This window comes from Aerococcus sp. 1KP-2016 (assembly GCF_002252085.1).
Lineage (GTDB): Bacteria > Bacillota > Bacilli > Lactobacillales > Aerococcaceae > Aerococcus.
The window spans coordinates 1-13211 of the sequence record NZ_NEEY01000025.1; the positions used below are offsets into that span (position 1 = coordinate 1).

Genomic DNA, 13211 nt, shown 5'->3' on the forward strand with positions numbered 1-13211 from the left:
TGAATTTTACAACAATCATCGTTATCAGAAAAAATTAAAAAAGATGACCCCGACTGCTTATCGGGATCATCTTTTGTGGGCAGTATAATGTTCTTTTTTATTTGTTCAGTTTATTGGTAGGGGTTCAACTACCGGAAACCTGCTTCTAATGTAATATATTGCAAAGTTTAGCTAACAACAGAAACTTTGATACTTTGATACCTTGATCATATTGATTATCTAACATACCACGTTGGCAGTATGCGATGTCGTCTTCAATGCGGCAAATCTTAACCAATTCGTTTTGAACGAATTCACCATCAGGAATTGCACTCTTTGCCTTGTATACCATTTGATCAACTAAGACGCGGATTTCGCCTGATTGATCTTTTGTCACAGGTTCAACGACAATTGCTACCCTATTCATCAACATTACTATCTCCTAAATATATAAATACAGCCATTAGTCACGCTTATTTTATATTCTTTATTAAGGTATGTCAAATATTGCCAAGTTACACTACCTCATCATCTTCTAATAAAAACACATTATTGTACTTGATGTTCACTTAAAATCCATTCACCCTCATATAATTGCCTGTCTATTTCTTTTAAGTCTTCAGCAATTTCTGGGTTAAATGGCATATGGTCAAGAACGTCCTTTTGCAAGTCTATACCAGGTGCCACTTCAGTTAAAACTAATTTCGCTTCCTTATTCAACTCAAACACCGCTCTATCAGTCACAATGATTATTTTCTTACCCGCCTTAACTGCTTTTAGCCCATTGAAAGTAACATAAGATAGAGCGTCCGTAAACTTACTTTTATTTCCTTGTTCATCAATTACTAGTTGGTTATTTTCAATATGACTTTTATCTTTCACCATAAAAGGACCTACAAAAATAATTTGTTTTGCCCCTTCCGCAATGTCCATCATACCACCAGGTCCCATAATACGGTTACCCAATAAAGTCGTATTCACATTGCCATTTTGGTTTATTTCACCAAATCCAAGTACTGTTGTTTCTAGTCCGCCACCATGGTATAGGTCGAACATGTCACCAGAGTTAATGACTGCCTCTGCATTATAATTTGGTCCATAGTCAAAACCGGGAGCAGGCACCCCACCAACAGCTCCTAAATCTGTGGTGAAATGATATTGATCCAGTAAATTGGCTTCATGAAATAAATTAGATACCATACAAGGAAGCCCAACTCCTATATTAATAATCGAATGCCGCTTCAATTCCAAAGCTGCCCTACGTGCAATCACCAATTTAGGGGATAAGGGTGCTGATTTTATTGGCAAATAATGGCTACGAATCTCATTTGAAAGCAACGGATTATAGCTTGTAGCAAAAGTTTGTTGATGATACTCAGGTGTGCCTTTATACACGTAATCTACTAAAATTCCTGGTACAAGAACGGATTTTGCCTGTAAACTACCTCTTTCAACTACTTGTTCAACTTGAGCAATGACGATTCCACCAGAATTCTTAGCTGCAATAGCCATTGTTAAGGCTTGTAGATTCATAGGCTCATGGGTGAAAGCCAAATTCCCCTGAGTATCAGCATAAGTTGCCTTAATAACGGCTACATCAATGCCAATACTCTTGTAAAATAACCACTCTTCGCCTTGTAGTGTTTCAACTGTCATTAAGTCTTCTTGCTGACGAGCTTTATCAGACATCTTTCCGCCAGAATGACGAGGGTCTACATAGGTGTCAAGTCCAACTTTTGTCCATACGCCCGGTCCTTTTTCCGCGGCATTTCGATAAAGTAAACCAATCGTTCCTTGCGGTATAATAAATAGTTCAATTTGATTATTCAAGGCAGCTTGCCCAGTTAATGGGGCCCCGTGGATATGAGACCCGATATAGCGTTTGAGTAATCCAGGTGCTAACAATAAGTCAATTCCCGTTCCCTCACCGCGGCTGAGTCCTGCAACTGATATCACAGTAATGTCTTTTGGATGACTGGTTTGCTCATATTGCTGACGTAATGAGCCAAAAAATTCTTCCGCCAAACCACCAATACCACTAGTTGTGAAAGCAATACGTGCCTCATCTTTCACTAAGGTGACAATTTCTGTTACTGAACGTACTTTACTTTTCATAGTCCACCTCTAAATTCTTTTTAATGCTTCAATAAAAATAGCGGACTAAGTTTTCGCACTCGGTCCGCCACAAGACTTTTAAACAAACTATACAAAGGCGCTAAATCCTGTTAAATGTCGCCCTATAATCAGACTATTTACTTCATGTGTGCCTTCATAGGAATAAATGGCCTCTGCATCTCCAAAATATCTTGCAACTTCCGTATCCACCGTAATACCATTTCCTCCGCAAATTTCTCTACCCAATGCTACAGTTTCCCTTAATAAACGAGCATTTTGCATTTTAGCAATTGAAGCTGGCACTTCAGCATATTTCCCCTCAGTTTGAAGTTCAGCTAAGCGATAAGATAAGGATAGGCCAGTTGCAGCATTCGCTTGCATCCTCGCTAATTTTTCCTGGGTAATTTGGAATTGGCTAACTTTTTTACCGAACTGTTCTCGCTGTCCCGTATATTTCAAAGCCGCCCTTAAGGCACCCGCATGCCCACCTGCCGTAATATGGGAAACATCTGCACGCGTTGCGTAAAGGATACGCGAAACATCTCTAAAGGATTGAATTTTAGGTAGTCTAAAGGCCTCAGCAACTTGCACATCTTTTAGATGAATATGACCATTTTGTACCAGTCTTAGGGCTATTTTCCCATCAATCTTCTCTACGGTAAGGCCCTCGGTTGCGGTTGATACCATGAAGCAAAGGATATCATTATTTTCTGGGTTACGGGCAAATATTGGTATGAAATCTGCTGAACCTGCGCCGCCAATCCAGCGTTTCTCACCATTCAGTAGCCAGTTATCGCCATCTCTTACTGCTGTTGTCGCCATACCGCCAGCAATATCTGACCCATGGTCGGGCTCAGTTAGGGCAAAACAAGTCTGCCACTCAAAACTAGTAAATTTTGGTGCGAAATAATCAATTTGTTCCTGACTTCCGCCTTGTAGTAAGGTAGTGAAACCTAGCCCCGCATGGACAGTCATAAAGGTCGCTAAGGACATATCCGTCCTGGCCAATTCATAATAACGGAAAAGATTAAAATATTCGCTCACTTTATATGGGTACTGGCTTTCTTTGAATAAATCAGGATGATTCATTAAACCTAGGTCGCCGACCGCTTTAAAAGCCTCAAAAGGAAAAGTCTCTTCTTTCCAGTGCTGTTTTAAAGTAGGCGCTATTTGATTTTCTAATACTTGACGCAATTTGCTCAACAATTCAACTTCTATTTCAGTTAATTTTTGGCTGAAACCATATACGTCTTCAGGATATAAATCTGAAAGTATCTGCTGTTTATCCATATGCCTACCCTCCTACTTAAATACAGCCGAAAGCTTAGTCATATAGCATGTCGTTCTTGGAAACCATTAATAAGCTCCTCAAATATTTCATCAACTGTCATAATCTCGTTAATCCGCCCCACGCCTTGACCCATGCTGAGTTGCGCATGTTGGACATCCCCATTTTGCATCGCTTCATAAGACCTACGCCCTGAAATCAAAGGCATTAGTGTTTCTAGTGTCGCGCCGTCTTTTTCTGCTTGAAGGATTTCTTGAGCCATTTCATTATTAGCCACACGCATAGCATTTCTTAAAGAGGTCATTGTTAAAACAGTCCCATTTTCTGGTATCTGTAATAAGGCCTGCCGATAAGTATCCGAAGCATTCACTTCTGGTGTTGCTAGAAATCTAGTGGCCATTAAGACACCATCTACACCTAAAGCCATAGCAGCATATAGGCTTTTACTATCCACAATCCCACCAGCAGCCAATACAGGTACAGATATTTTCTCTACCGCTTTAGCCCAAAGTACTGGACCAGAAACAAGGTCTACTCCTGGGTGGCCACCACCTTCAGCACCAACAAAGGCAATGATATCAGCCCCATCTTCCTGTGCCGCTAACCCATGGCGGATGGAGGTAACTTTATGAATCACTTTAATACCAGCATCTTTCAATGGTTGGATAAAGTTTCTTGGTCGTTGACCAGAAGTTTCAACTACTGGTACCCCCTCTTCAACCAAGACTTGAATATAATCCATAATCACTTCTGGCATGGCTACTTCAGGTACTAATGAAATGTTGAAGCCAAAGGGTTTATCAGTTAAAGTTTTCATTTTTTTGACTTCAGCTCTTAAACTATCGACATCCGGGAAAGCCATGGACGGTACTATACCAAGTCCACCAGCATTTGACACAGCTGAAGCAAGTTCAGCCAGCGACATATACTGCATTCCCCCTTGGATAATTGGATACTGAATATTGAGCATTTCAGTGACACGCGTTTGCATATTGGATCGCTCCTTCTCATATTAACGACTAGAGGTTATCAAATAGGCCTGCACTTATCATGAAAGTTCATTGTCCGTACGGTATTTATCTAATAACCACTAATTAAGCTTCATCTAGAAAATCATATTTAAGACTTTCATTTTCTAGATAGAAATTCTCTAAAATAGATTGGTAAACAAAGTTTTCAACTTTTGAATACCCTGCTTTTTTCTCACGTACTAAGGTTGGAATATAGGGAATAGGGTCTTCAAATCGTTTCTCCACAATCCCCATCTGATTTAATTTGGCAATAAATAAACTAAAATATACTGTTGGTAATAACGCCACCAACTGATTATAGAGGACAGTTTCAATCATGTAGTCCCAAGAGCCTGAAGTAAATAATTGAATCGCCTTAGAATCATGGGTGCGTAATTTCTCCATAACCAAATCATGTACCACATCTTCCTTGTTATAAGTGACATAATGATAGCCATCTAGATGTGACCATTTAAGTACGCGTTTCGTCCTTAAAGGATGGTCTGGTCCCATAAAAGCCACAATTTCTGTTCGTACTAATTGATGGGATTCATATTTATCTTCATCCATTGTTTCAGGTGGTACTAAAACGGCCATATGAATCATATTATCTTCAAGCATCTGGTATAAATCATTTGTCCCAGCTTCCACAATTTCAATGTGGGCATCTGGGTTTTCAATGAGGAATCGTGGAATAAACTTATTAAAGAAAAACCTTAAATAAGTTGGGTGAATCCCAATCTTGATGCGCCCCTTGTGGACGAGTGATTCTTTCTCAATGACTTGTTCCAAGTTGTTGTATTGGTTCAAGACTTTTAAAGCTGACCCATAAACCCGCATCCCAGATTCAGAAACGCTTACAATTCTTCCGTTCTTTCGGTTAAAGAGAGACACACCTTGCTGTTTTTCAAAGTTTTTAATAAATTGGCTTAGCGCTGACTGTGAGACAAAAAGGTTATCTGCGGCAACTGTTAAATTACCATTTGATTTTACAATTTCCACAAAATACTGCATTTGGTTGATGTCCATATTTTTGGCCCCTTTACGTTTCTTCTTGCCAATAGTTTAACACACCAAACTATTTCCCTTGAAACTGAGGCTTTCTTTTTGCTAAGAAAGCAGTTACTGCCTCGCGGTGATCTGCAGTTAAGGAAGCTTCACGCATATATTTCGCTTCTAATTGGTTATTCTCTAAAGCCTTTGGATATTGTAGATCATACATTATTGCTTTTTGATAAGCTATAGCTACAGAAGGACTAGCAACAAAACGACTAGCCAAGTTCAAAGCGGCTGCTAGTAAATCTGCATCCGGCACTACTTGATAGGTTAGGCCATATTTTTCAGCTAACTCAGCTGTGATGGGTTCATTTAACATCACATGACGGTTAGTTCGGTAGGTCCCAATTGACTCACTCAAATTAAACAGTAAGCTAGTATCTCCTGGAAAAGCCATCTGAATAAAGGCTGTCACTAATTGTGCATTTTCTCCCATCAAAATAAAATCACAAGCTAAGGCTAAGCCTAACCCAGCACCAGCTGCCACACCATTTACGGCTGCTATCACTGGTTTAGACGACCTACGAACTGCTGCAACCATTTCTCCCGTTTTAATCACACCTGATTCGGGAATACCTTCACCCGACGCTGCCAAGTCTTTAAATTGGCGAATATCACCACCAGCGCAGAAGTATTTTCCAGCCCCTGTAATTACAATCGCTTTTACATCTGGATTCTCTTCAACCGATGCTACAGCATCAATCACTTCCTGATAAGTTGTTTCAGAAAAGGCATTACCGGAAGCTTCACGATTAAAGGTAATCCTTGCAATTTGGTTCTCGATGGTAAATAAAATTGTTTCAAACATTGATTTACTCCTTTGCAAAATGGGCGAAGGACTAGCCAAGCTAATAGAATTTGAATAACTTAGCGAGTCCTTATACCATCTTGTCTAGTGAATATACTCAAAGATACCCGCAGCACCCATACCAGCACCTATACACATAGACACCATGCCGTACTTACTATCTTCACGCTTGCCCATTTCAGCTAGTAACCTTGATGTTAAAATCGCACCTGTTGCCCCTAGAGGATGCCCTAGGGCAATCGCTCCACCATTCACATTAGTGATGGATTGATCAATACCTAATTCACGAATTGACGCTAAAGCTTGGGAGGCAAAGGCCTCGTTTAACTCGATTAAATCTAAATCATCTAAAGTTAAGCCAGTAAGTTCTAAGACCTCTGGAATGGCATAGGCTGGGCCAATCCCCATATATTTTGGATCAACGCCAACAGCCTTAAAGCCAACAAAACGAGCAATTGGTTTAACCCCTAATTCTTTGACTTTATCGCCTGACATTAAGACAACAAAACTTGCACCATCAGAAATTTGTGAAGCTGTTCCTGCTGTCACAGTGCCATCTGCCTTAAAGATTGTCCGTAATTTTCCTAAAGTTTCCATTGAAGACTCTGGTCGAATCCCTTCATCTTGATCAAAGATTTTTTCTTCTACCTGTGGGCCATGTTCGGTATAGCGCACTTTATGGGTAGTAACCGGTATAATCTCATCCTTGAAACGACCAGAAGTTTGTGCTTTGTGGGCCCGGCGATGACTTTCTACACCAAATGCATCCTGGTCTTCGCGACTAACCTTATATTTACTTGCTACATTTTCAGCAGTTAACCCCATTGGATAAGACACACCCGAATCTTCTGTTTGTAAGGTTGGGTTATTCGTTGGTTCATTCCCACCCATCGGAACTGCACTCATAAACTCAACACCACCAGCTACTAGCACATCTGATTGACCAGCCATAATAGCATTAGCTGCTATAGCAATTGTTTGCAATCCCGATGAACAATAGCGGTTCACTGTTTGACCAGCAACTGTATAAGGTAACCCCGCCCGTAAGGCAATTGTACGGGCAAAGTTCATCCCTTGTACACCTTCCGGAAAGGCTGATCCGACAATGACATCCTCAATTAAAGCTGGATCAAAGTTACCTTCAATACGGTCAATGACCCCTTTTAATACTTCAGCAGCAACATCATCTGGACGATCATTGGCTAGGGCACCATTCGGCCGCCCTTTACCAATCGCTGATCGTCCATAAGAAACGATATAAGCATCTTGCATCATTCGTTCATTCCTTCCTAATTTCATCCACTAGTTTCGTAATGGTTTACGTGTTTCTAACATATAGGCAATCCGTTCATATGTTTTTTGGTTGTTCGCTAATCTAAGGAAATGCATTTTTTCTAGATGTTGTAACCAATCTTGGTTAACAAGTGTTCCCTCAGGTAAGTCCCCACCTGTCATAATTTCTGCAACGGTTAACCCTAATTCCATATCATAGTCACTGATAAAATGACCTAGTCGCATGGCATCTAATTGACCTTCCACAACCGCTTTGAAGCTAGTACCCAGAATTGGGAAGTTCACCTTAGTCCGCGGAATAAAGTTCGTCTTAGATAAGTAAGTTAACTTGTCAAAAGCAATCTCCACTACGCTATCACTAGCTGCTACAATATCATCAGACTGTCTTAGATAGTATTTATCTCTGGCTTCATAAGCTGACATTGATACATCACCAGAAGCTACACGCGTAATGACATCTCCTAGAATACGCATTTTTGCATCTTTTTGGATTGGCATATTCATTACACGTTCCGTTAATTCCGCTAAACCACCGCCACCAGGGACTAAACCAACACCCACTTCAACTAAGCCGATATAAGATTCCGCCGCAGCAACAATATATGGTGACGCTAAAACCAATTCTGCCCCGCCACCAAGTGCACGACCACGAACGGCTGTTACAATTGGTTTTGCTGTGTAGCGAACCCGGTTAACCGCTTCATGTAGTTCACTGATTGTTTGACCAATTAACTCATCAACCTCGTCAGACTCAATGGCTTCTTTCATCATATTCAAATTCGCACCAGGACTGAAATGCGGCCCATTTGAATAAATTACCATCCCCACATAGTCACCAGACTCTAATTCATCCACAGCTTTAATCAATTCAGCTGATAACTCGCCTGTAATCGTATTATTTGGTGTGTGAAAATTGAATAATAACTGATTATCATTGATAACACTTAAGGTTGATGCCTCTGTTTCCCAAATATTTGCATCTACCTTTTCACTCATTGGGGTTAGATTCTCAAGAATCTCCCCTTCTTTGTAAAATGGCTCATCTCGATTAGCTACCCATTCAGGTAGGGGACCAATCTCTTTTTCAATACGTTTTTTAACCCGTTCAAAGCCCATTAAATCCCAAAGTTGGAAGGGTCCGACTTTCCAATTGAAACCCCAAACCATTGCCCGGTCGATATCTTTGTAATCTGCTGCCGCTTTAGGGATATTATTGGCTGCATAATAGAAGGTACTCGCTAAAGTTTCCCAAAGGAACTTACCAGCTGTATCTGTGGCATTAAAGATGACGTCCATATTCTTTTTCAAGTTACTAGAGAATTTAGCTAAAATAGGTAGATTTGGTTTTTCAGCTGGTTTATAAGTCAATGTTTCTGGGTCTAATACTAAACGTTGACGGCCTTCTTTCTTATAAAAACCATGGCCAACCTTATTACCTAAAGCCCCTGCTTCAACCAATTTGCCAATTAAAGTAGGTTGGTTGAAATATGGTTGTTCGCTTGGATCTTGCGTCAAGCCTCCAACTACAAAAGTAGCCACATCATTCCCTACTAAGTCAGATAGCCCATAAGTACCAGTGCGTGGCCGGCCAATCGCTTTTCCTGTTAAGGCATCTACTTCCGTGATTGACAAGCCGTCACGTTCAGCTCGGTACATAATGTCATTCATAGAATGGGTGCCCGTTCTATTAGCGATGAAGGCTGGTACATCATTGGCTATAACTACCCCTTTACCTAATTTTTTCTCAGTAAAGACTTTTAATTGATTAACCGTCGCTTCAGACGTAAACTCAGTTGGAATCAATTCCACCAATTTCATATAGCGTGGTGGATTAAAGAAGTGCATGCCTAAGAATCGTTCACGCTCAGCCCCCTTAAAAACTTTAGCTATTGCCTGAATTGGGATACCAGAAGTATTTGTCGCTAGGATAGCTTCTGGTTTAGCAACCGCAGCAATCTTTTCCCAAATCGCGTGTTTAATCTTGATATCTTCTTTAACTGCTTCAATAAAAATATCACTATCTGATGGTTCACTTAAGTCATGATCAAAATTCCCATAGGTTAAGTTACCTTGAAATTGACTTTGATATAACATTGGCTTCTTCCGGTCAGTGATACGGTCATAGCCAGACTTAGAAAGTTTATTGGGTTCATTTTCATCGATGACAACATCTAATAATTGTACTTTCAATCCCGCATTTACGAGTAAGGCGGCAATTTGACTCCCCATGACACCAGCCCCGAGAACGGTCGCTTTTGTAATTGTCATTGTATTTCCCTCCATCTTTGATCAATTGTCTATAATTAGAGATTGGGTAGCGTAGCTTATCTGCCTTTTCTACCCAACGCTCTATTATTGTTGCTTTAAATACTAATTAAATGCTGCTTGTCCAGTTAAAGCACGACCAATGACTAAAGCATTTACTTCATGCGTTCCTTCATAGGTATAAACGGCTTCTGCATCTGCAAAGAATCGAGCAATATCATTGTCTACTACAATCCCGTTACCTCCACAGATTCCGCGTCCCATCGCCACTGTTTCCCGAAGTCTTAATGCATTCATCATTTTACCGACTGAAGTTACTACCTCGTTGTAGTCACCTTCTTCTTGTTGACGTGCAATTTGTGAACATAGAGCCATTGCAGCGGTTAAATTCCCTTGCATCATGGCTAATTTTTCTTGTACTAATTGATAATTAGAAATTTCTTTACCAAATTGCTTACGCTCAGTGACATATTTCAGGCTAGCTTGTAATGCCCCAGCCATCGCACCGGTGGCCATGTTGGCAACTCCTGCACGTGTTGAATATAAAACTTTCGCAATATCTTTAAATGAATTGATATTTTGTAGTCGATCACTTTCAGCTACTTCAACATCTTTCAAATGGATGTTGGCATTTGGCACAATTTTTAGAGCAATTTTATTTTGAATTACATCAATATCCAAACCAGCTTGTCCCGCTTGAACAATAAAGCATTTTGGCTTACCAGTCTCTTCATCACGGGCAAATACTGGAATCACATCAGCAACTGAAGCACCACCAATCCACCGTTTTTCACCATTGATAATCCATTTGTCGCCTTCGCGTCTAGCACTTGTTTCTAATCCCCAAGCTACATCAGAACCGTGGTTTGGTTCAGTTAAGGCGAAACAGGTACGCAATTGGTGACTGGCTAATTTTGGGATATATTTTTGGACTTGTTCTGGACTACCGCCAAATAGGAAAGTATTAAAGCCAAGACCCGTATGAACACCTAATAAGGTATTCAAGGACACATCAAAACGTGATAGGGTAAAAGCGAAAAAGAATTGGAACAATTGACTGGTTGTCTTTTTACCTTCACGCCCTTCAAATAAAAGGGGATTGTCAAAGTATCTTAATTTACCAATGTCTTCAAAAAATCCTTCTGGTTCTGATTCAGTAACCCATGCTTCATTTAAGCCACTGCGGTATTTGCTTTCTAATAGCTCTACTAACTGTTTTAAAACTTCAATTTCTCCATCAGTTAAACCACTTGAAATCTTTAAGATATCTTCTGGGAATAACGCTTTTAATACTGCTTCTCTATTTTCCATGAGGTAAACACTCCTTATAATTAAATTTGAATTTCTAGACTGGTTATTTTATTTTTTATCTCATTCTTACAATTGGAACTAACAAAGATGATATCGCTTACAAGTACATGATAATCCCAATAAATCATAAAAGAAAATAAGTACCATTAATATAAACTATTACTTATGTTAATAGTTTATGTAAACGCTTTCTAAAATAACGAATTAAGATTTTATTATAAGTTTAACTTATGTTATTCATTAAAAATGAATATACAAAACCCTGTTATCATTAAACTTGTTGTCATTTAGTTATTAGCTAAGTTTACGGTAAAATAAAAAAAGCACCAGGAGAATAAGCTTCCAAGTGCTTCATGAAATTTATTTGCTAATTACCTGCGCTTGCTGTCAAATTTTCTTTAGCGTGCGCTGCCATCATACGACTAAGTTCTATACGGTCTGGTTTACCAACCGAGTTAACTGGGATTTCGTCAATTTCCATGTAAAGTTTTGGCGTCTTATAACCCGCAAGTTTTTCCAAGCAGAATTGATCTAGTACTTCTTGGAATTTGTCTGCGCCTTCAACATCTTTATTGACCATGATCGCTGCTGAAACAGATTCACCAAATTTTGGATGTTCAAATCCAAGTACAATAGCTGATTTAACCAATGGATGCTGGCTTAATACAGCCTCAACTTCAGATGGTAAGACATTTTCCCCACCAGTGATAATCAATTCTTTCAAACGATTGACTATAGTCATTTCCCCATATTCGTTTAAGTAAGCTAAATCCCCAGTTCTAAAATAGCCATTATGGAAAGCTTTGGCATTTTCTTCAGGTAGCTTCCAATAACCAGGTGTTACGTTCTTCCCTTTCACCAACAATTCACCAATTTTACCTTGTGGTAATGGGTGCATCTCATCATCTACAACGATCATTTCATCAAATAAAAGAGGAGAACCAATTGTAGCTGGGCGCTCATTAGCGCGTTGACTAGTATTAAACGTTAATAAAGGCGCTTCGGTTAAGCCGTAGGCGTTAATAATAATTTTACCCATTTGCTGGAAAACTTTTTGTACAGCTGGTAATGGTGGTGACCCTCCTGCGACTAATAAGTCTACGCTCATCAAGTTTTCTGGTTTAAAGTCAGGTGAAGCGATAATACCGTAGTACATGGTTGGAATCATGACTAGTACATTTGGTTTGTAGGTACGGATCCAATCGTTAATGGTTTCATAGTTGAAGTAGCGTTCTAAGACTAATTGACCACCTACAACTAACATTGGTATCGCAATATCAATAAAACCTAAAATGTGGAACATTGGGGTTGAGCCAATTGTTACCCAATCTTCACTCATTCTCCAAGAAGTGATTTGATTGAATACGTTATTTAGATAACTTTCATGGGTATGAATGACCCCTTTTGGTCGACCGGTTGAACCTGAGGTATAAATCAATAGGATAGGATCTTCCCAATCAACAGGGGTACTTTTAAAAGGTTTGTGGTTCGATAAATCCATCATTTGATTATATTCAGCCTCGTCCACATTGTACTTGATGTAAGCGTCAGGTACTTCTGATAGACGGTCTAAATGATTAGTTGCATATAAAATATATTCTATACCCGCATCTTCAACTACTCGAGCAATTTCTACAGGCTTCAATCGCCAATTAAGTGGCACAAAAACAGCACCAATCTTAATTGCAGCTAACAACATATCAATAATGGCAATATCGTTAGGCACAAAAGCTCCGATACGGTCACCTTTACGAATACCCGCTTCTTCTACCAGGTGCCTAGCAAGTATTTCTGCCCGCATATTTAATTCTTGATAAGTAAATTCTGTTTCTTTTAATGGATCAATTACAGCCACCTTTTTGGGGGAGGTAATTGCGCGCGTTTTTATCCAATCCAAATTCATTGTTTATCTCTCCTTAAATATCAGAATTTGTAAGCGCTATCATCTTTTGTTACTCTCATTTTACTAAAAAATCAAGCCTTGTCTAGTAAATCCTTTAATTTTTAAGGAATTAAAGGAGAAGATGAGACACAAAAGCCCAATATTATGGGTTTATCTAAAACAATATTGTACAATCTATGATGG

At 39.5% G+C, this 13211-nt stretch carries 11 protein-coding genes; 1 reads left to right on the forward strand and 10 read right to left on the reverse strand.

Going from position 1 to position 13211, the window contains the following annotated elements; genetic code table 11:
• Positions 1-88, forward strand: an 88-nt coding sequence (locus tag B9P78_RS10675; RefSeq protein ID WP_148138560.1) for an IS3 family transposase, incomplete at its 5' end; no start/stop codon positions are given.
• Between the two features lie 57 nt (positions 89-145).
• Here the strand turns inward: B9P78_RS10675 and B9P78_RS05830 are convergent.
• From B9P78_RS05830 to B9P78_RS05875, 10 genes are all read right to left on the reverse strand, one after another.
• A complete protein-coding gene (locus tag B9P78_RS05830; protein WP_094518560.1) occupies positions 146-412 on the reverse strand; it encodes a hypothetical protein in 267 nt (88 codons plus the stop codon).
• A 116-nt stretch (positions 413-528) separates the two neighbouring features.
• Positions 529-2094 (reverse strand): CoA-transferase, encoded by a 1566-nt coding sequence (locus tag B9P78_RS05835; RefSeq protein ID WP_094518561.1) that lies wholly within the window; start codon positions 2092-2094, stop codon positions 529-531.
• 87 nt (positions 2095-2181) lie between these two features.
• Positions 2182-3384 carry an acyl-CoA dehydrogenase family protein gene (locus B9P78_RS05840; protein ID WP_094518562.1) on the reverse strand — a complete coding sequence of 401 codons (1203 nt, stop codon included), beginning with the start codon at positions 3382-3384 and terminating at the stop codon, positions 2182-2184.
• A 38-nt stretch (positions 3385-3422) separates the two neighbouring features.
• Positions 3423-4373 carry a nitronate monooxygenase family protein gene (locus B9P78_RS05845; RefSeq protein ID WP_094518563.1) on the reverse strand — a complete coding sequence of 317 codons (951 nt, stop codon included), beginning with the start codon at positions 4371-4373 and terminating at the stop codon, positions 3423-3425.
• A 103-nt stretch (positions 4374-4476) separates the two neighbouring features.
• On the reverse strand, positions 4477-5421 hold the full coding sequence (locus tag B9P78_RS05850) for a LysR family transcriptional regulator (protein WP_094518564.1): 945 nt from the start codon (positions 5419-5421) through the stop codon (positions 4477-4479).
• A 49-nt stretch (positions 5422-5470) separates the two neighbouring features.
• A complete protein-coding gene (locus tag B9P78_RS05855) occupies positions 5471-6256 on the reverse strand; it encodes an enoyl-CoA hydratase/isomerase family protein (RefSeq protein WP_094518565.1) in 786 nt (261 codons plus the stop codon).
• An 84-nt stretch (positions 6257-6340) separates the two neighbouring features.
• A complete protein-coding gene (locus B9P78_RS05860; protein ID WP_094518583.1) occupies positions 6341-7528 on the reverse strand; it encodes a thiolase family protein in 1188 nt (395 codons plus the stop codon).
• A 30-nt stretch (positions 7529-7558) separates the two neighbouring features.
• Complete coding sequence (locus tag B9P78_RS05865; RefSeq protein ID WP_094518566.1) at positions 7559-9817, reverse strand: 3-hydroxyacyl-CoA dehydrogenase/enoyl-CoA hydratase family protein; 2259 nt, start codon at positions 9815-9817, stop codon at positions 7559-7561.
• 102 nt (positions 9818-9919) lie between these two features.
• Positions 9920-11125 (reverse strand): acyl-CoA dehydrogenase family protein, encoded by a 1206-nt coding sequence (locus B9P78_RS05870; protein WP_094518567.1) that lies wholly within the window; start codon positions 11123-11125, stop codon positions 9920-9922.
• A gap of 367 nt (positions 11126-11492) precedes the next feature.
• Positions 11493-13028, reverse strand: coding sequence for a class I adenylate-forming enzyme family protein (locus tag B9P78_RS05875; RefSeq protein WP_094518568.1), 1536 nt, complete (start codon positions 13026-13028; stop codon positions 11493-11495).
• Positions 13029-13211: the final 183 nt, after the last annotated feature.

Excerpts from the sequence above, each read along its gene's own strand:
- B9P78_RS05830 (WP_094518560.1), bottom strand. The coding sequence starts at position 412 with ATGTTGATGAATAGGGTAGCAATTGTCGTTGAACCTGTGACAAAAGAT.
- B9P78_RS05835 (WP_094518561.1), bottom strand. The coding sequence starts at position 2,094 with ATGAAAAGTAAAGTACGTTCAGTAACAGAAATTGTCACCTTAGTGAAA.
- B9P78_RS05840 (WP_094518562.1), bottom strand. The coding sequence starts at position 3,384 with ATGGATAAACAGCAGATACTTTCAGATTTATATCCTGAAGACGTATAT.
- B9P78_RS05845 (WP_094518563.1), bottom strand. The coding sequence starts at position 4,373 with ATGCAAACGCGTGTCACTGAAATGCTCAATATTCAGTATCCAATTATC.
- B9P78_RS05850 (WP_094518564.1), bottom strand. The coding sequence starts at position 5,421 with ATGGACATCAACCAAATGCAGTATTTTGTGGAAATTGTAAAATCAAAT.
- B9P78_RS05855 (WP_094518565.1), bottom strand. The coding sequence starts at position 6,256 with ATGTTTGAAACAATTTTATTTACCATCGAGAACCAAATTGCAAGGATT.
- B9P78_RS05860 (WP_094518583.1), bottom strand. The coding sequence starts at position 7,528 with ATGCAAGATGCTTATATCGTTTCTTATGGACGATCAGCGATTGGTAAA.
- B9P78_RS05865 (WP_094518566.1), bottom strand. The coding sequence starts at position 9,817 with ATGACAATTACAAAAGCGACCGTTCTCGGGGCTGGTGTCATGGGGAGT.
- B9P78_RS05870 (WP_094518567.1), bottom strand. The coding sequence starts at position 11,125 with ATGGAAAATAGAGAAGCAGTATTAAAAGCGTTATTCCCAGAAGATATC.
- B9P78_RS05875 (WP_094518568.1), bottom strand. The coding sequence starts at position 13,028 with ATGAATTTGGATTGGATAAAAACGCGCGCAATTACCTCCCCCAAAAAG.